This window comes from Streptomyces sp. RP5T (assembly GCF_003933965.1).
Classification (GTDB): domain Bacteria; phylum Actinomycetota; class Actinomycetes; order Streptomycetales; family Streptomycetaceae; genus Streptomyces.
On sequence record NZ_RSAJ01000003.1, the window covers coordinates 1 to 17,789 of the forward strand.

At 69.9% G+C, this 17,789-nt stretch carries 13 protein-coding genes; 7 read left to right on the top strand and 6 right to left on the bottom strand.

Features of this window, described 5'->3' with window-relative positions; translation table 11 throughout:
- Window positions 1-99: 99 nt before the first annotated feature.
- On the bottom strand, window positions 100-1,317 hold the full coding sequence (locus EHS43_RS00500; protein ID WP_260470324.1) for an MFS transporter: 1,218 nt from the start codon (window positions 1,315-1,317) through the stop codon (window positions 100-102).
- Window positions 1,318-1,407: 90 nt separating this feature from the next.
- Here EHS43_RS00500 and EHS43_RS00505 point away from each other — a divergent pair, with 90 nt between their 5' ends.
- Entirely contained in the window at window positions 1,408-2,169 is a 762-nt protein-coding gene (locus tag EHS43_RS00505; RefSeq protein WP_125188347.1) for a DeoR/GlpR family DNA-binding transcription regulator, read from the top strand.
- Window positions 2,170-2,185: 16 nt separating this feature from the next.
- Here EHS43_RS00505 and EHS43_RS00510 read toward each other — a convergent pair whose 3' ends face one another.
- On the bottom strand, window positions 2,186-3,766 hold the full coding sequence (locus tag EHS43_RS00510; RefSeq protein WP_125188349.1) for a GMC family oxidoreductase: 1,581 nt from the start codon (window positions 3,764-3,766) through the stop codon (window positions 2,186-2,188).
- A gap of 172 nt (window positions 3,767-3,938) precedes the next feature.
- On the opposite strand from EHS43_RS00510, the gene EHS43_RS00515 reads away from it, so the two are divergent.
- Window positions 3,939-5,522 (top strand): GMC oxidoreductase, encoded by a 1,584-nt coding sequence (locus tag EHS43_RS00515; protein ID WP_125188351.1) that lies wholly within the window; start codon window positions 3,939-3,941, stop codon window positions 5,520-5,522.
- A gap of 27 nt (window positions 5,523-5,549) precedes the next feature.
- On the opposite strand, the gene EHS43_RS00520 is transcribed toward EHS43_RS00515, so the two are convergent.
- A complete protein-coding gene (locus EHS43_RS00520; protein WP_125188353.1) occupies window positions 5,550-7,157 on the bottom strand; it encodes a PucR family transcriptional regulator in 1,608 nt (535 codons plus the stop codon).
- A gap of 127 nt (window positions 7,158-7,284) precedes the next feature.
- Here EHS43_RS00520 and hisD point away from each other — a divergent pair, with 127 nt between their 5' ends.
- The 4 genes from hisD to EHS43_RS00540 all read left to right on the top strand — a co-directional run bounded on the left by hisD (window position 7,285) and on the right by EHS43_RS00540 (window position 12,802).
- Complete coding sequence (gene hisD, locus EHS43_RS00525) at window positions 7,285-8,610, top strand: histidinol dehydrogenase (protein ID WP_125188355.1); 1,326 nt, start codon at window positions 7,285-7,287, stop codon at window positions 8,608-8,610.
- A gap of 95 nt (window positions 8,611-8,705) precedes the next feature.
- A complete protein-coding gene (locus EHS43_RS00530; protein WP_125188357.1) occupies window positions 8,706-10,316 on the top strand; it encodes an APC family permease in 1,611 nt (536 codons plus the stop codon).
- Window positions 10,313-10,981, top strand: coding sequence for a ThuA domain-containing protein (locus EHS43_RS00535; RefSeq protein ID WP_125188359.1), 669 nt, complete (start codon window positions 10,313-10,315; stop codon window positions 10,979-10,981). The genes EHS43_RS00530 and EHS43_RS00535 overlap by 4 nt, the downstream gene beginning before the upstream one ends.
- Before the next feature lie 33 nt (window positions 10,982-11,014).
- A complete protein-coding gene (locus tag EHS43_RS00540; RefSeq protein ID WP_125188361.1) occupies window positions 11,015-12,802 on the top strand; it encodes a thiamine pyrophosphate-binding protein in 1,788 nt (595 codons plus the stop codon).
- A gap of 243 nt (window positions 12,803-13,045) precedes the next feature.
- Here EHS43_RS00540 and EHS43_RS00545 read toward each other — a convergent pair whose 3' ends face one another.
- The 3 genes from EHS43_RS00545 to EHS43_RS00555 form a co-directional block, all read right to left on the bottom strand.
- On the bottom strand, window positions 13,046-13,987 hold the full coding sequence (locus EHS43_RS00545; protein WP_125188363.1) for an SMP-30/gluconolactonase/LRE family protein: 942 nt from the start codon (window positions 13,985-13,987) through the stop codon (window positions 13,046-13,048).
- Window positions 13,988-14,347: 360 nt separating this feature from the next.
- A complete protein-coding gene (locus EHS43_RS00550; RefSeq protein ID WP_185806066.1) occupies window positions 14,348-15,316 on the bottom strand; it encodes an SMP-30/gluconolactonase/LRE family protein in 969 nt (322 codons plus the stop codon).
- Between the two features lie 92 nt (window positions 15,317-15,408).
- On the bottom strand, window positions 15,409-16,188 hold the full coding sequence (locus tag EHS43_RS00555; protein ID WP_125188365.1) for an MBL fold metallo-hydrolase: 780 nt from the start codon (window positions 16,186-16,188) through the stop codon (window positions 15,409-15,411).
- Between the two features lie 129 nt (window positions 16,189-16,317).
- On the opposite strand from EHS43_RS00555, the gene EHS43_RS00560 reads away from it, so the two are divergent.
- Entirely contained in the window at window positions 16,318-17,226 is a 909-nt protein-coding gene (locus tag EHS43_RS00560; protein ID WP_125188367.1) for an AraC family transcriptional regulator, read from the top strand.
- The last annotated feature ends 563 nt before the right edge of the window (window positions 17,227-17,789 follow it).

A 17,789-nucleotide genomic window follows, 5' to 3' on the forward strand; every position in this document is an offset into this window, starting at 1 on the left:
CTCCTACGGTCGGCCGGTGGCTTTCCTCCCGGGCCTGGGCGGCCGGGTGGGGGGAGAGCTCGTGCGGCACGGTTGTCAGGGACCGTGCCGCACAAGCGGTCAGTGGGGGTTGCCCGCCATCTCGTGCTCGGGGGTGCCGTCGGCCCCCGCGCTCTCGCCCCGACGGACGACGACCGGATCGGTGCGCAGGACGCGGGCGCCGACGGCGGTAGTCACGCACAGCAGGGCCAGCAGGACGAAGGCGTGGTCGAGGGAGACGAGGTGGGTCAGCCAGCCGATCACGGCGGGGCCCGCGAGCATGCCGACGTAGCCGAGCCCGGCGACGCGGGAGACGTTGGCCCCGGCGGCGGAGGGGTCGGTGTGCCCGGCCGCGCTGAACAGCTGCGGGATACAGCCGGACAGGCCCAGGCCGAACAGCGCCCAGCCGGTGAACACGACCCACATCCACGGGGCGACGATCACCAGGGTGATGCCGACGGCGGCCACACTCGCGCCGTACCGCAGGATCGCCACCGCACCGAAGCGCAGGACGAGACGGTCGGCGAGGAGCCGGCCCAGGGTCATGGCCGCGGCGAAGGTGCCGTACGCGAAGGCCGCGGTCGTGGCCGACGCGCCCATGACGTCCTTCAGGTGCAGGGCGCTCCAGTCGTTGGCGGCACCCTCGCACAGCATGACCATCAGCGCCAGCCCGGCCAGCAGCCAGACTCGGCCGGGGGTGCCGCGCCGCTCACCGGTCGCCGCCCGGCGGCCGGGCCTCCCGGCGGCGGGCAGCAGGGCGCGGGCCGAGGCCAGAGCCACGACTACGCCCGCGGCTCCCACGGCGGCCATGCTCAGCGCCGGGGTCAGGCCGGCGCCCGCCGCGCCGGCGCCGGCGAGTGCGGCGAGGACGCCGCCGACGGAGAACGTGGCGTGGAAGCCGGACATCACGGGGCGGCCGTACGCCTTCTCCACGTGCACGGCGTGGGCGTTCATGCTGACGTCCAGGCAGCCGTTGCAGAACCCGAAGACCAGCAGTGCGATGGCTAGGGTCCACGGGTCCTGGGCCAGACCGGGCAGGAACAGGGTCGCGCCGCACAGGACACCGCCCGTGGGCACCACGGTGCGGGTGCCGAGACGGTCGGTGAGGGGACCGGCCACCTGCATACCCGCGAAGGCCCCGACCCCGAGCACCACCAGCAGGCCGCCGAGCACGGCGTGGCTGATGCCGACGCGCTCCTCGATCGCGGGGATGTGCACCACCCAGGTGCCCGTCAAGGTGCCGCACAGGACGAAGTAGACGTAGGTCGCCACACGGGCGGCTCGCAGGGGACGTTCCATGCCGTCCACCGTAACGAACATTTTGCATGTTTTAAAGCCGGTCAAGTGAACACATTATTTGTTCGTTTCGTCATGGTGTTCAATCGCGGTATGAGCTACGCAGACCGGCACGGGCTGATCGCGAAGGTCGTCCGGGACTCCGGAGGCGCCACGGTCCAGGAGCTGGCGGAACTGACCGGCGCCTCGGAGATGACCATCCGGCGCGACCTCGACACCCTCGCCGCCCAGGGCGTCCTCGAACGCGTCCGGGGCGGGGCGCGCACCCTCCTGCTGCGGGGCGAGGAGCCCCCCTTCGCGCTGCGCGCCCGTGACGCGGTCGAGGCCAAACGCCGGATCGCCGCCGAGATCTCCGCGCTCGTCGCCGACGGCGAGAGCGTCCTGCTGGACAGCGGCACCACCTGCCTGGAGGTCGCCCGCCTCCTGCGCGAGCGGCCGGTCACCGTGATGCCGCTGTCCCTGCAGGCGATCCACCTGCTCGCCGAGACCCCGGGCCCGGCCACCCTGGTCGTGCCCGGCGGCCAGCCCCGCGCCGCCGAAGGAGCCCTCACCGGCCCCCTCACCCTGGCCTCCCTGGCTGCCTTGCGTTTCGACACCGCCGTCATCGGCTGCTGTGGGCTGAGCGCGGGCGACGGCCTGACCGCCTACGACCTCGACGACGCAGCGGTGAAGAAGGCAGGCATCGCCTCCGCCCGCCGTGTCGTCGCCGCCGCCGACGCCAGCAAGCTCGGCCACACCGCCTATGCCTGGGTCGGCCCCGCCGCCCAGGTGCAGACCCTCGTCACGGACACCACCGCGGCCGCCGCGGAGGTCACCGCGCTCGAAGCCGCCGGAATCGTCGTTCGTACCGTGTGACCGCACGCGCTCGGCCTCAGCCTGCGGACGCCCGGATGAACGCGGCAGCCCGCTCGCCGATCATCATGGCGGGGGCGTTGGTGTTCCCGGTGACCAGGGTCGGCATGATCGACGTGTCCGCCACACGGACGTTCTCCAGCCCGAGCACCCGCAGCTCGTGGTCCACGACCTTGCCCATCATGCAGGTGCCCGACGGGTGGTAGAAGGAGAACGACTGCGTGCGGATGAACTCGTCGATGTCCTGGTCGCAGTCCGACACGGGGGCGAGCCCTGCGTCGGCGGCCTCGCGCAGGTCCGACTGCAACAGGGACGTCAGCCGCTGCTCGCGGGCGATGCGCATGCACAGCCGGACACCCTCGCGCAGCCTCCGGCGGTCGTCGGGGTCGTCGAGGTAGTTGTGGAAGATGCGCGGCTTGGCATAGGGGTGGGAGTGCCGCAGCCGCACCGAGCCGCGGCTCGTGGGCCGGGCCACGTAGGGGCCGAACGACATCCCGGGTTCCAGCGGCGCGGCCAGGCCCTCGTCGCGGACGATGCCCAGCGCCGCGTGCACCTGGATGTCCGGGGCGGGCACGTCGTCTCCGGAGCTGAAGAAGCCACCGGTCTCGTTCCACGCCATCGGGCCGGTGCCCTGCTCCCGCAGCAGCCGCTCCTCCGCGGAGGTGTCCGGCCCCAGGAGCGGCTCGGTGTCGCTGAAGAAGCTGATGAAGCACCCGGTGTGGTCCTGCATGTTCCGGCCGACGTCCGGCAGGTCGTGCAGCGGGGTGATCCCGCCCGCGGCCAGTTCGTCGGCCGGACCGACACCGGACTGGAGAAGCAGGTGGGGCGAGTTGTAGGCCCCGAGGGACAGCACGATCTCCCGGTCGGCGTGGATCGTCCGGACGGTCCCGAGGTGGTCGACCTCCAGGCCGGCGGCGCGTGAGCCGTCCAGGCGCAGCCGCAGCGCGGTCGTCGACGGGAGCACGGTGAGGTTCGGGCGCCCCGCGGCCGGCTCCAGGAAGGCGATCGCGCTGCTGCACCGCAGACCGTTCCGCTGGGTGACCTGGTGGTAGCCCACGCCCTCCTGCTCGGCCCCGTTGAAGTCCCCGTTGTACTTGTGGCCCGCGTCCTGGGCCGCCTCCACCCACGCCGTCAGCAGCGGGTGCACCGAGTTCGGGTTGCTGACGGTGAGGGGGCCGCCGACGCCGTGGAAGTCGTCGGCCCCACGCTCGTTGTCCTCCGACTTCTTGAAGAACGGCAGGACGTCGTCGTACCCCCAGCCCGGGTTGCCGAGCCGCTCCCAGGTGTCGTAGTCGTAGCGGTGGCCGCGGACGTACAGCATCGTGTTCATCGAGCTGGTGCCGCCGATCGCCCGGCCCCGGGGCAGATAGGCGCGGCGCCCGCCGAGCCGCGGCTCGGGTTCCGTCTCGAAGTCCCAGTCGAACGCGGTCTTGAGCTGCTGCGAGAACAGGGCGGGGATCTCGAACAGGCGGCCCCTGGCGGGCGGTCCCGCCTCGATCAGCGCGACCGTGACCTCGGGATCCTCGGACAGCCGGGCCGCGACCGCACAGCCCGCCGATCCGGCCCCGACCACGACATAGTCGTACGATTCCCCGGACATTTCGCCTCCACATAGCTGGTTTCCGGAGAGGCTAGGGAGGCGGGGCATCTTCGGCCCATGCACGAAGTGAGCAATTCCGACGGCAGTCGTTACCCGTTCCGTGCATGTGCTGCATCCGTGCCGCTGCTTAGGCTCTCTTCGAAATACCGTGGCAAAGAGGGGACCCCGACTCATGTCCGACCCGGTCCGCAAGGATTACACGCCTCCGGAGCTTCGGCCCGAGGCCCTCGTCTCCGTCGGCACGGCCGAGGAGATCAGCACCGACGTCCTGGTCATCGGCTCCGGCATGGGCGGTTCCGCGCTGGCCTGGGCGCTGAAGGACTCCGGTCTCGACGTGCTCGTGGCCGAGCGGGGCCATTTCCTTCCCCGTGAACCCGAGAACTCGCAGCCGGCCGAGATGTACATCAAAGGCCGGTACAAGAACGCCGGTTATTGGTACGACGGCAGCAACGGCAAGCCGTTCGCGCCGGGCGTCTATTACTGGGTGGGCGGCAACACCCGTTTCTACGGCGCGATGCTGCCCCGATTCCGGCGCAGCGACTTCACCGAGGTGGAACACCATGAGGGTGTCTCGCAGGCCTGGCCTTTCTCGTACGACGACCTGGAGCCCTTCTACACCGCCATGGAGGAACTGCTCCAGGTGCACGGGCAGACCGGCGAGGATCCGACCGAGCCACCCCGCTCCAAGCCGTACCCGTATCCGGCGCTCCAGCACGAACCGGAGATCGAGCGGTTCTCCAGGTCGCTGCGCAGGCAGGGCCTGCACCCGTTCCACACCCCGAACGCCCTGAACATCAGCACGCAGGCCGACCGTGCCGCCGTGACGGCCGCCGACGGCTGTCCGGACGAGACCGGTATGAAGTCCGACGCCGAGAACCGGCTCCTGCTGCCCGCGCTGAGCGACGGCGTGAAGATCCTCACGGGTGCGGAGATCACCCGTCTGATCACTTCGCCCGACGGCCGGAAGGTCGTCGCCGCCGAGGCCCGGCACGCGGGCCGGATCATCCGCATCAACGCCAAGTCCTTCGCCCTCGCCGGAGGTGCCGTCAACTCGGCCGCCCTGCTGCTGCGTTCGGGCGGCGACGCGCACCCCCAGGGGCTCGCCAACTCGTCGGGCCTGCTGGGCCGCAACTACATGGTCCACAACAGCACGTTCTTCGTCGGGGTGAACCCGCTGCGGACCAACCCCACCAAGTGGCAGAAGACGCTGGGCCTGAACGACTTCTACGAGGCCGGACCGGGCACCCGCTTCCCGCTCGGCAACCTCCAGATGCTGGGCAAGCTCCAGGCGCCCATGCTGAAGCCGGCCCGTCCGTGGGCGCCGACCTGGGCCCTGAAGCTCATGGCTGCCCGCAGCCTCGACATCTACCTGACGACCGAGGACCTCCCGTCCCGGGACAACCGGGTCCGGGTGGACGGCGACCGCATCCTCATCGACTGGACGCCGACCAACCTCGCGCCCCACCACGAACTCGTGCGCCGGGTGACCCGGGCGGTCCGCAAGGCCGGCTATCCGCTGATCTTCACCCAACGCATGGGCATCGAGACCAACTCCCACATGTGCGGCACGGCCGTGGCGGGTCACGACCCGGCGGAGAGCGTCCTCGATCCCCTGTGCCGCAGCCATGACGTCGACAACCTGTGGGTGACCGACTCGTCGTTCTTCCCGTCCTCTGCGGCACTCAACCCGGCCCTGACGATCGGGGCGAACGCCCTGCGGATCGCCCCTGCCCTGGCGAGGGCGACGAAGGGCTGACGGCACGGAGGTCGCACGTCCCGCGGGTCACGTCCGTCGCAGTGTCGGCTTGCGCAGCAGATCGTGGCCGCGGACGGCCAGTTGGAGTCGCTGCTGGTTGTTGACCTGGGTGAGGTCGAGGCCCAGGATCTCGGAGAGCTTGTCGAGGCGGTGGTAGAGGGTGCGCCGCTGGATGAAGAGTTCCTCCGCCGCCCGCGCCTTGTTGCCGCCGCAGTCGAGGAACGTGCGCAGGGTGGGCAGCAGGGGGTTCTTCGCCAGCGCGTCGTGCTCGAGGAGCGAACCGAGTTCGTCCTCGACGTACCGCCGGAGCTCGGGCCCCTCCGAGAGGGCGACGAGGAGGCGCAGAGCCCCCAGGTCGTCGAAGTGCCGTACCTCCGCGGTCGAGGCCGCCGCGGCGACGGACGCCGCGCTGCGGCTCTGGCGCAGGGCCAGCGGAAGGGCCGTCGGCTCCACGATCCGGCTGACGCCGGCCCGGGCCCCGTGCTCGGTCAGCAGCGTCCGCACCCGGTCCGCGTCCGTGCCGGTGAGCAGACCCACGACCGCCACGTCGAAGTCCCCGGTGTCGCCCACGACGGCGGGCCAGCCGGCGTCCTGCAGCAGACGGGCGAGGATGTGGTCCTTGACGGGCTCGTCGTCCCCCGCCCACGCCGTGACGACGATCAGGTCCCGTCCCCGCAGGTCCTGACCGAGCGCCAGGCCGAGGATCACGAACCGCTCTCCCGTGATGTCGCCGAGCAGCAGCCGGTTCAGCAGCGCCGTCTGGCGCTGGGAGGCGCGGGCGCCGCTCTCCCGCTCGCTCAGCAGCGAGATCGCGATGGCGGCGGCGGCCCGCTCCAGCGTGCGCAGTTCGGGCGGGCTCGGCCGCCGGCCGCCGTGCAGAAGGTGCAGCCAGCCCCATGACTCGCCCCGGAGCACCACGGGCTGGCGGGCGCAGGGCGCGACCTCGCGGAACGAGGCCGCCGGGGCGGTGGGCACCCCGGGATCCTGCGTCGCGAGCGAGGTGTGGCGTTCGTGGATCGCCCGGGAATGCGCGCTCCACTCGTCCACGATCCGGTCGGCCTCCGGCGTCGCGCCGCCGTACGCCAGCATCTGGTGAGCGACGTCCTCCAGCACCACGGGGTGCCCCGTGCGCCGGGCCAGCTCCCTGACCACGCCGACGTAGTCCTCGTCCGCCAGCAGCAGGTCCATGAACGCCTGGCTGGTGGCCTCCTCGGCGATCAGCTGCTGGACGCGCATCCCGACCAGCACCTCGTGGACCTGGGCCGAGGTCTCGACGAAGGGGATCTCGTCGGTCAGTCCCACCAGGGGCAGGCCGACCGCCTCCGCCTCCTCGATCACTGCCTCCGGCATGGTGTCGAACATGCGCCCGGCCAGTTCGACGACGAGCACGGCCGCGTGGGCGTCCGCGAGTCGCCGGATGAAGGCCCGCTGCTCCAGCGAGGTCGCGCCCATGCCGAGGCCCGCCGTCAGCAGCATCTCCTGACCGGTGAGAAAGCGATGAATGTCCGGGATCTCCCCGGTGTGCACCCAGCGCACGGGACGGTCCAGATTCCTCTCCCCGGCGTACACACGCACGGTCGTGCGCCTGAACACCTCGAGCTCCAGGGCGGTACGGACCGTCAGGACTTCAGCCATGAGCCACTACCTCGGTGTGTGCAGGATCGACGGCCAATATTGCACACATCGTGCCTGTCGTCTCACCTCGTGTTTCCCCAGACTTCAGGGCAAGCCCGCAGGCACGACCCCGTGCAAGGAGTGCAGAGTGTCAGCCCAACACCAGACCATCAAGGCTCCTGTCGCCGTCAAGACGTCGCGGACCAGCCGTCCGGAAATCGTCGAGACCGTCGCGGACGTGATCGCCGATGTCCGGGCGAACGGCGACGCCGCCGTGCGCCGTTGGTCGCAGAAGTTCGACGACTGGAGCCCGGAGTCCTACCGGCTCGGCCCCGACCAGATCGCCTCTGTCGTCTCCTCGGTCTCCGAGACGGTCCTCGACGACCTCCGGTTCGTGCAGAAGCAGGTCCGCGGCTTCGCCCAGGCCCAGCGCGACTCCCTCACCGACTTCGAGGTGGAGACGCTGCCCGGAGTGTTCCTGGGCCAGCGCAACATCCCCATCGGCGCGGCCGGCGCCTATGTCCCCGGCGGCCGCTACCCCCTCACCGCGTCGGCCCACATGACGGTCCTGACGGCGAAGGTCGCCGGTGTCGAGCGGGTCGCCGCGACGACCCCGCCCGACAGGGGTGCTCCGCCGCCCGTCAGCATCGCCGCGATGCACCTGGCCGGGGCCGACGAGATCTACGTCATGGGCGGTGTCCAGGCCGTGGCCGCCCTGGCGCTGGGCACCGAGACGATCGACGCCGTCGACATGCTCGCGGGGCCCGGCAACGCCTACGTGGCGGAGGCCAAGCGGCAGCTGTTCGGCGAGGTCGGCATCGACCTCTTCGCCGGACCGACGGAGGTACTGATCGTCGCCGACGGCACCGCGGACCCGTTCGTGGTGGCGACGGACCTGCTGTCCCAGGCCGAGCACGGACCCGACTCCCCGGCCGTCCTCATCACGACCTCCGAGGAGGTGGGCAGGCAGACCATCGCCTGGGTGGACAAGCTGCTGCCAGGCCTGTCCACCGGAGAGGTCGCCGGCCGTGCCTGGCGCGACCACGGCGAGGTGATCCTGGTCCCCACCCTGGACGCCGCCTACGCACTCGCCGACGAGTACGCCAGCGAGCACGTCCAGATCCTCACCGCCAAGCCCCGCGAGGCACTGCACCGCATGCGCAACTACGGCGCCCTGTTCCTGGGCGACAAGACCTGCGTCGCGTACGGCGACAAGGTCATCGGCACCAACCACGTGCTGCCCACCCTGGGCGCGGCCCGCTACACGGGCGGCCTCTGGGTCGGCAAGTACCTGAAGACCGTGACCTACCAGGAGATCAGGGACCCCGCCTCCAGTGCCCGGCTCGGCGAGATCTGCGGCAGGGCCTCACGCATCGAGAACTTCGAGGGACACGCGCGCTCGGGAGACGTCCGTGCCGCGCGCTACGGATCGGCCCCGCTGGAGTGGACCGACCACACCTTCGAGCAGAGCTGATCCGCGGTGACGGATCGCGATTTATGCCGGCCCCGCGAAGCAGCCCGGCAGCCGTCCGACAAGGAGCACGTCCCCCTCGACCCACGGAGATCGTCATGTCAGCCACCGACAACGAGGCGCACTCAGCGCCCACATCCGCCGCCGTGAGCCGCTCGGACGGGGCGCAGAGCCCCGTCTCCTCGGCCGCGGACGCGGAAATGCTCGCCGTGCTCGGCTACGAGCAGAAGTTCGACCGCAAGGTCAGCCTGTGGGGCAACTTCGCCCTCGGCTTCGTGTACCTCTCGCCCCTCGTGGGTGTCGTGGCCCTCTTTGCGGTCGGTCTGGCGACCGCCGGCGGGCCGTCCGTCTTCTGGATCGGCATCGTCGGGGCCGGGCAGTTCCTGGTCGCGCTGGTCTTCGGCGAGGTCGTCTCGCAGTTCCCGCTTGCGGGCGGCCTGTACCAATGGGTCAGACGGCTGTGGAACGGCCGCTATGCCTGGTTCAACGCGTGGACCTACATCTGTTGCATCACCATCGGCATCACCAGCACCGCACTGTTCAGCTCGGACTTCGCGGCCAGCCTCTTCGCCGGCACCGCCGACGAGCCCGCCATCAGCTCCACCCCCGCCCAGCGCCTGTGGATCGCGATCGCGGTGACCGTCGTCTGCCTGATCTGCAACTGCTTCGGCACCAGGACGCTGGCCCTGATCTCGAAGATCGGACTCGCCGCGGAACTGATCGGCATCGTCGTCGTGGGCCTCTACCTGCTGGTCTTCGAGCGGCACAACTCCGTCTCGATCTTCTTCGAGACCAGCAGCTCCACCCACGACAACTACGTCATGGCCTTCATCGCCGCCTCGCTCGTCGGGCTCTTCCTCTTCTACGGCTTCGAGGCGTGCGGCGAGATCGCGGAAGAGGTTCCCAACCCCTCCCGCAGCATCCCGCGGGCCATGCAGCTGACCGTGGCCGTCGGTGGAGTGGCCGCGCTGTTCGCCTTCGTGGGTTACGCCCTCGCGGCTCCGGACCTCGCCTCGATCCTCTCCGGCAAGGACACCAACCCGATCCCGTCGATCCTGCAGAACTCCGTCGGCACCATCGGCACGAAGGTGGTGCTCACGGTGATCATGACGTCCTTCATCGCGGGTGTGATGAGTCAGCAGGCCGCCGCCAGCCGGATCGTCTTCTCCTTCGCCCGCGACGACATGTTCCCCGGGTCCCGCGTCTTCTCGAAGATCTCCCGCAAGCATCGGGTCCCCTTGAACGCGCTGCTGGCGGTGAACGTCCTTCCGCTGCTGCTCTTCGTGTTCGTCTACTACTCGCCCGACTCCCTCACGAAGATCGCGGCGTTCCAGATGCTGGCCGGATACGCGGCCTTCATGATGGTCGTACTGGCCGCGCTGCGGATGCGCCTGAAGGGCTGGCGCCCCGCCGGAGCCTGGACGCTGGGCCGGTGGGGCTTCGCGGTGACCGTGGCCGCCCTGACCTACGGCGTGCTCGGCATGGTCCTTCTCGCCTGGCCGACCGGTGACTCCGCAACCCCCTTCGTGGACCGGTGGGTCGCGCTCATCGGCTTCCTCATCGTCTCGGCCGTGGGCCTGGTGTACCTGTTGACCGCGAAGCCGGAGCGCAAGTCCACCGCGCCGGAGGGTGACGCCATGGAGGTGGCGGAGCGCCTGCGCAGCCGTGCCGAAGCCCTTGCCCGTACGACCTCAGGGAGCACCGCATGACCCGCGTTCTGTATCTCTACGGAGGCTGGCCCGGGCACAAGCCCTACCAGGTGGCCGAGGAATGGGCCCTGCCGATCTTCAAGAACCTCGGGTTCGACGTCGACGAGACCAACGACATCTTCTCCCTCGACGCCGACCTCACAGGCTACGACCTCATCGCCCTCAACTGGAACAACGCCCTGCTGTCCGAGGGCCTGACCGCCGCCCAGGAGTCGAACCTGCTGGGCGCGGTGGAGAACGGCACCGGGATCGCCGCCTGGCACGGCGCGGCCGCCGCGTTCCGCACCAGCCTCAAGTACCACTGGCTGATCGGCGGCAGCTTCCTCGAACACCCCGCCGGCGAAGGCGTGAAGTACCCCTACGAAGTCACCGTCACGGACACCGGCCACCCGATCACCGCCGGGGTGAAGGACTTCCGGGTCGCCTCCGAGCAGTACTACATGTCGGTCGACCCCAACAATCACGTCCTGGCCGAGACCACCTTCACCGGCGAACACCTGCCGTGGCTGGAGGGAAAGACGATCCCCCAGGCATGGACCCGCACCTGGGGTCGGGGCCGCGTCTTCTACAGCGCGGTCGGACACGACCTCGACGACCTCCAGAACCCGGACGTCACCCGCCTGTGCACCCAGGGCTTCGCCTGGGCCGCCCGTCAGAACGCCTGATCTCCTCACCCCCCAGCTGATTGGGAGCACACCATGCCCGTCCTCACCGGAGGCCAGATCGTCGCGCGGACCCTGCGCAACTACGGGGTCGACGTCGTCGCCGGAATCCCCGGCCACGGCATCTGGTCACTGACCGACGCCTTCCTCGACGACGAGTCCAGGATCCCCTTCATCCAGACCTTCCACGAGCAGAGCGCCGTCCACCTCGCCGACGGCTACTACCGCGTCACCGGTCGCCCGCAGGCCGCGGTGACCTCTATCGGCGCCGGCGCCAGCAACACCGTCATCGGCATGGGCACCGCGTTCACGGACTCCACCAGCGTCCTCGTCGTCACGGGCGGCCCGCCGACCCACATGCGCGGCCACGGACTGCTCCAGGAACTCGACCGCTACACGGCGAACGACTTCCCCAAGGTGGCCGAGGCCGTCAGCAAACGGCACTGGGTCGTCACCCGGGTCGAGGAGCTTCCCTTCATCCTGCACCGCTGTTTCAACTCCATGTTGACCGGCCGCCCGGGCCCGGTGCACCTCGAAGTCCCCATGGACGTACAGGCCGAGGCCGCGAACGTCGAACTCCACGACCTGGAGCGGCGTGTCCCGGTCGGCCGCCAGCACCCCGACCCGGAGGCGGTGGACCGCGCGGTCGACGTGCTGCGTACGGCGACCCGGCCGGTCATCGTGGTCGGCGGCGGCGCGATCACGTCCGAGGCGTCCGACCAGGTCCTCGCGCTCGCCGAGCGGTGGCAGATCCCGGTCGTCACCACCTGGAACGGCAAGAGCGCCTTCCCCGAGGACCACGAGCTGTTCGCCGGCAGCGTCGGCCAGACCGGCACCATGACCGGCAACGCGATCGCGAGCTCCGCCGACGTCGTGATCTCGGTCGGCTGCCGTTTCACCGACTGGTCCGCCTCCAGCTACGCCAAGGGCATCAGCTTCTCCATCCCGCCCGCGAAGCTCATCCACATCGACATCGACCCGCACGAGATCGGCAAGAACTACCCCGCCGATGTGGGCATCGTCGCCGACGCGCAGCGCGCCGTGGCCGCGATCGTCGACTCCCTTCCCTCGAAGGGCGTCGACCGCTCCGAGTACCTCGCCGAACTCGCGCGGCTGAAGCAGGACTGGGAGGAGAAGCTCGCCGGCCGCCGCGACAGCGACCGGTTCCCGTTCACCTCGCAGCGCCCGCTCGGCGCCCTGCGCAACGTGCTCCCGCGTGACGCGATCATCGTCGCGGGCTCGGGCAACACTCAGGGAGCGGTGAAGCAGACGTTCCCGGTCTACTCACCGCGCACCCACCTCACCTCCGGCGGCTTCTCCTCGATGGGCTGGGCGATCCCGGCCGCCGTCGGCGCCAAGCTCGCCCGGCCGGACAGTCCGGTCGTGTGCGTCCTCGGAGACGGCGACTTCCTGATGACCTCTCAGGAGATCGCCCTGAGCGTCACCGCCGACGCACCGGTGATCTTCGTGGTCCAGAACAACGCGGGCTACATGTCGATCCGAGGCGGCCAGCGCAAGCAGACCTCGCGGCACATCGGCGTCGAGTTCTCGCACCCCGACGGCTCGCCGTACAGCCCTGACTTCGCGGCCATGGGCCGGGCGTTCGGGATCGAGTCGTGGAAGGTCAACGATGCCGCGTCCCTGGAGCCGACCCTGCGCAAGGCGGTCCAGTCCGGAGCGCCGGCCGTGATCGAGGTGCCCACGGACCGCGATGCCGCGGGCCCCTGGGTCCCCGGCTGGTGGGACTTCCCGATCCCGGCGTACATCACGGACGAGCGCCAGGACGAGTACGACCGCATCAGGGCCACCGAGCAGCACCTCTGACGGTTGGCCCGCGGGTTGTTCGGTTCGGGACGGTGTGCTGATCCGCAGGCAGCGACGGTTGCGTCGCGACGGATGCGGGGTAGGCCATCGTCCCGCCGGGAGCCCAGGATCACGACGGGAGACAGGCGGCGAAGGCGGCGCTGTGCCGGAAGGCGGCGCGCCTTCCGCCCTTGTGTTCCCGGGGCGGTGCGTCGCTCGATGGGCGTGGCACCGCCCCGGAGGAGCTTCGCTCCGGCGGCCGTGTCAGCGGTCGAGGTGGGCGATGAGCAGGTTGGGGTCCGTGTTCGTGAGGTAGGCGGCGCTGGGGACGTAGACCCTGTGGCCGTGGACCGCGACGGAGGTGGGGGTCTGCAGGCCGTCGGCCGCGGTGAGCACGGCGGTGTGGGTCCCGTCGGGGCGGACGAGGTCGACCCCGTTGCCGTTGTGCGCGGCCAGGAGGGTGTCTCCGCGGCCGGTGAAGGCGAAGTCGTCGATGGCGCTGATCCCCTTGGCCCGCACCTCGACCGGTCCGGCGGAGCCCCGAGTCGTGACGGGGATACGGAGGACGGTGCCGTGGTCGGAGTTCGTGGCCCAGACGGCCCCGTTGTGCAGCTTGATCCCGTTGGCGCCGGCGAACGTGGTGGGCTGCAGGGCCTCCCCACCGGCCCAGACGGTGGCCTTGCCGCCGTGCACGGGGAGGCGGTAGATGACTCCGTGCACGGAGTCGGTGACGTAGAGGCGGCCGGTGTGCTGGTCCAGGGCGAGGCCGTTGGGCAGGCCGTCGGCGGGCAGGGCGGCGATACGGCGCGGGCGGCCGCCGGGGCGGACGGCCCAGATGCCGGTGAGGTCGGCGGTGCCGGTGGCGTAGGTGGCATAGAGGGTGCCGTCGTCGGCGCGGGCGATGCCGCCTACGAACGCCCTGCCCAGGTTGGGGGTGTCGGCCTCGGCCGGGGCCGGGAGGGTGGCCAGCACGTGCGTCCGACCGCCCGGGATGAGCCGGACGACCTGGCGGGCGAAGGAGAAGGTCAGGTACGCCGTTCCGGTGCGGTCAATGGTGATGTTCTCGGGCTGCTGTGAGGAGGCCAGATCGAAGTGGTCCGCGATACGGGGCGCCGAAAGCGGCATGGTCGCGGCGGTGACGGTGGATGCGGCGGTCAGTAGGGCAGCGGTGGCCGCGAGCGCGGTGAGGGAGGTGCGGAACAGCATGGGCGCTTCTCCTGGTGCGGAATCAGTGGGGCCACTTCGCGGCCCGTGGGGCTGGCGCGTGGGCAGTGTGCGAGGGAAGTCGTGTCTGCGCGGCTCAAGGAGCGACGATCTTGATCGTGTACCGGGTGCGGCGGATTCGGCGATTCGCTCGGCCGCGAAGGTGTTGCCGTTCAGCCCCGCTCCGTTGGACGCGGCGAGCTGCTTGGCTGCGTCGAAGGGCACTGCGAGGGCCCCTGCTGTGGTTCCGGGTGTGTGGTTCGTCGACGAGTCGTACGGCCTTGCCGGGATGGCGATGCTGCCGGCATCGACGATGGTGATCTGCAGGGCGGTGGCGTCCCTTCCTTGCTCCGCGCCTGGTCGCTACTGGAGGTCGGCGCGCACGATGTCGAACGGCAGGTGCGGGTTGGTGATCTGGAACTGGAAGTTGACGATCAGCAGGTCACGGCCGTCGACGGCGGCCGTGGAGGGGCTGTGCATGCCGTGGCCGTGGACCGTGCGCACGAGCTTGGCCCTGGTGTAGTCGTGGCTGAGCTTCAGGACGCTGATCTGGCCCTCGGGGTGGTCGAGTTCGGTGACGGCGGTGAGGGTGTCACCGCGAAGCAGCAGACCGTCGCCGGAGACGCCCTCGGCGCCACCGAGGTCGACGCGGACGACCTTGTGGGTGCGGACGTCGACGCGGTAGAAGGCGTAGTCGTTGTAGTCGGCCAGCAGGACGTAGCGGCCGTCGCCGGTGACGACCAGGCCGTTGCCGTTGAAACCGTCGTTGTAGAGCATCGGTGAGTGGCTCAAGTCCACCCCGACGTGCAGGGGCTGTTGGACGTGCTCGCTCTTCAGCTGTGCGGCGGTGATGTGCCACAGCGCGGGGTGGGTGGAGTCGGAGATGTAGGCGTCGCCGTTGGGGGCCAGGGCCACGTCGTTGAGGAAGACGTCGGTGCGGCCGGTGTCGAAGACGTGGAGCAGGGCGCGGCTTCGTGTGTCGTAGACGAAGACCTTGCCGGTGGCGCCGCCCGCGACGATGAGCCGTCCGGTGCGGTCGGTCTTCATACCGGCGACGGAGGTGCGGCCGTCCTCGCCACCCGGCAGGAACACCCTGGTAGCGGGCTGGTGGACGTCGCCGCGGTAGATGGTGCCGTCGGCGGTGCTGCCGACGTAGAAGTAGGGGGTGCCCTGCTGGCGGGCGATGCCCTCGGGGTAGGTCTTGTCGCCGGGGATCGTGTAGCTGGTGGGCAGGGGCGCACGGTGGTGTGCGGAGGCTGCGGCGGGCCTCCCGGTCGCATGAGGGGTGGCGAGAGCGGGAGTGGCGGCACCCAGGACGAACAGCGAGGCCACTGCGGCGGCCGTAACGCGAGCATGGCGCGATCGAACTGACGGCATGACAAGTCCTTCTGTGATCGGCGGAGTTGATGGAAAGGGGGGAATGCTCAGTTTCCGGCGGGGAAGAGGGAGCGGTTGGCGATGTCGATGATGAACGGGCCGATGTGGGAGGGGTAGCGGTCCACGATCGCCTTCTTGTACGCCTGGCCGTCGTTGCCGAGCAGTTCCCGGGCGTCGGTGAGGTAGCGGCGTACTTCCTCGTAGATCTCCGGCCCGGTGGGCAGCCCGTGGCCGGCGAGGATCGTGTCGTAGCCGGACTCGGCGGCGAGTGCGTCGACGGCCTGCTGCCAGCCGGCGATGTCGTTGTTGCCCAGGTAGAGGTGGACGTCGTTGTAGACGAGGTCCTGGGCGACCAGGACGCCCTGCTCGGGCAGCTTGACGAGGAGTTCGTCGGCGGCCTCGCCGCCGGAGACGGCCTCGAATACGAACGTGACGCCGTCGATGACCTCGGTGCCCGGAACGAGGGCCACGTCCGGGGTGAAGTCGGTGACCGGAATGACAAGGCCGGTGGGCAGACTGCTGTCGCCACGCGCCACGATCTGCTCCCGCACCTGGGCCAGGGCATGGACGGGGGCGCCGAAGCGGGCGGCGCCGTTGTAGTGGTCCGGGTGGGCGTGGGTGACTATCAGCCGGTCCAGCGGCTTGCCCAGTCCCTTGGCGTAGGCGACGGCCTCGTCCGCGTAGGCGGGAAGGAGCTGGGCGTCGATCGCGATGATGCGGGACGGCGTCTCGATCAGCTGGGTGGTGGTGTGGAAGGTGTCGGCCGGGGACATGTAGCTGTGGAGGCGGACCGCGCCCTTGTCGAGGACCGTGACCGTGCCGTTCATGGGGATGCTCCTTGCGGTGAATGACGGTCTTTCGCCGTCTTGATCTCCTCCACTGTCGTCGTAAAGTCGCAGGTAGACGAGATAGCATGACGACATGGAGTGGTAATTCGAGGACATGTGGAGATCGTGATGGTTTCCGCGGGCCCTGACATCGGCGATCTGCCGGAAGGCGATGCCATCCTCCGGCTCGACTTCAATGCGCCCGAGGAGCGCGTCCCAGGGTTCGAGATCATCGATCTCGCGACCCTGCACGAGCGGCGCCGGCGCCGCGGCAGACCGACCGACCTGGTGCACCGGGTCGACTTCCACGCCCTCACCCTCATCACCGAAGGCAGCGGCGAACACGCCGTCGACTTCGTGACCCACCCCTGCCGGCCCGGAACCCTGCTGTGGGTCCGCCCCGGCCAGGTGCAGAGCTTCGTACGGCCGGGTACTGCCAACGGGACCCACCTGCTGTTCACGCCCGCCTTCCCACCCCACACCAGCAGTGCCGACCGACTGGTGAACGACTGGTACGGGCCGGCGTGCCGGCAACTGGGCGCGAGCCCCACCTACGCGGTGCTGTCCACTCTGCTGGGCCAGCTGCGCGCCGAGTACCACCGGCCGGTGGAGGCCATTTCGGCGGAGATCCTGCAACTCCTGCTGGCCACGGTGCTCTTGCAGATCGATCGGCTGCCGCACCCGGACAGCGGCGCCGACCCGGGCGCGGGCGGCGAGGTCTACGCCCGCTTCCGGGCCGAACTGGAACGCCGGTACGCCACCACCCGCCGTGCCGCCGACTACGCACAACACCTCGGCTACACCGTCAAAACCCTCACCCGCGCCTGCACCGCCGCCACCGGGCAGCCCGTCAAGCACGTCATCGACGGCCGCGTCGCCTTGGAGGCCCAACGTCTGCTCGCCCACACCGACGAACCCGTGGCGACCATCGCCCGTCGCCTCGGCTTCGACGAACCCACCAACTTCGGAAAATTCTTCACCCGCCACACTGGTGTCGCTCCCGGCGCCTTCCGTCAGGCGCATCAGAGTCGGCAGTGAAGCTGCAAAGTCTCGGCCAGGGGCCCAGCAGCGAACACGGGGCCGTGTGTCGCCGTTTCACGATGGCGAGTCCCCGCTCGTCATCGAGCACATCGCCCACTCGCACGAGGGCAGACTCAAGGCGTGGGCCGCTCTGGGGCCGAACCCGCCCACCTCTCCGGCCCACCCCGCCGGGGTGGGCCGGAGAGGTGCAGCGCCGCTGCGCGTCGGAAGGGAAATCCGCCCCACTCGATTCTTGGCGCGCCTCTCAACTGCAGCGAAGGACGCTGTGGCAGTTGAGATCGTCCGTCCAGGACCAGTTCTGGACGCAGGTTGGACACAAGGATCGGAAAAGACTGACAAGGGCCGAGGGGGACTGAGGCGTCAAACCTCGCCTGACCTGGGAAAACGGCTAAGGTGAGCAATGATCGACAAGGGTCGCCAAGATCCTCGAAGGACTCGTAATCCGTCGGCCGTGGGTTCGAGTCCCACCCGCCCCACCATTAACGTGCTCCGACCTGCGGAAACGTCTCTTCAGTATCTCTGAGTCACCGACTCTGCTGTGGCTGGAGGCGTGGTCGGTG

Excerpts from the sequence above, each read along its gene's own strand:
- EHS43_RS00500 (WP_260470324.1), bottom strand. The coding sequence starts at position 1,317 with ATGGAACGTCCCCTGCGAGCCGCCCGTGTGGCGACCTACGTCTACTTC.
- EHS43_RS00505 (WP_125188347.1), top strand. The coding sequence starts at position 1,408 with ATGAGCTACGCAGACCGGCACGGGCTGATCGCGAAGGTCGTCCGGGAC.
- EHS43_RS00510 (WP_125188349.1), bottom strand. The coding sequence starts at position 3,766 with ATGTCCGGGGAATCGTACGACTATGTCGTGGTCGGGGCCGGATCGGCG.
- EHS43_RS00515 (WP_125188351.1), top strand. The coding sequence starts at position 3,939 with ATGTCCGACCCGGTCCGCAAGGATTACACGCCTCCGGAGCTTCGGCCC.
- EHS43_RS00520 (WP_125188353.1), bottom strand. The coding sequence starts at position 7,157 with ATGGCTGAAGTCCTGACGGTCCGTACCGCCCTGGAGCTCGAGGTGTTC.
- EHS43_RS00530 (WP_125188357.1), top strand. The coding sequence starts at position 8,706 with ATGTCAGCCACCGACAACGAGGCGCACTCAGCGCCCACATCCGCCGCC.
- EHS43_RS00535 (WP_125188359.1), top strand. The coding sequence starts at position 10,313 with ATGACCCGCGTTCTGTATCTCTACGGAGGCTGGCCCGGGCACAAGCCC.
- EHS43_RS00540 (WP_125188361.1), top strand. The coding sequence starts at position 11,015 with ATGCCCGTCCTCACCGGAGGCCAGATCGTCGCGCGGACCCTGCGCAAC.
- EHS43_RS00545 (WP_125188363.1), bottom strand. The coding sequence starts at position 13,987 with ATGCTGTTCCGCACCTCCCTCACCGCGCTCGCGGCCACCGCTGCCCTA.
- EHS43_RS00555 (WP_125188365.1), bottom strand. The coding sequence starts at position 16,188 with ATGAACGGCACGGTCACGGTCCTCGACAAGGGCGCGGTCCGCCTCCAC.
- EHS43_RS00560 (WP_125188367.1), top strand. The coding sequence starts at position 16,318 with ATGGTTTCCGCGGGCCCTGACATCGGCGATCTGCCGGAAGGCGATGCC.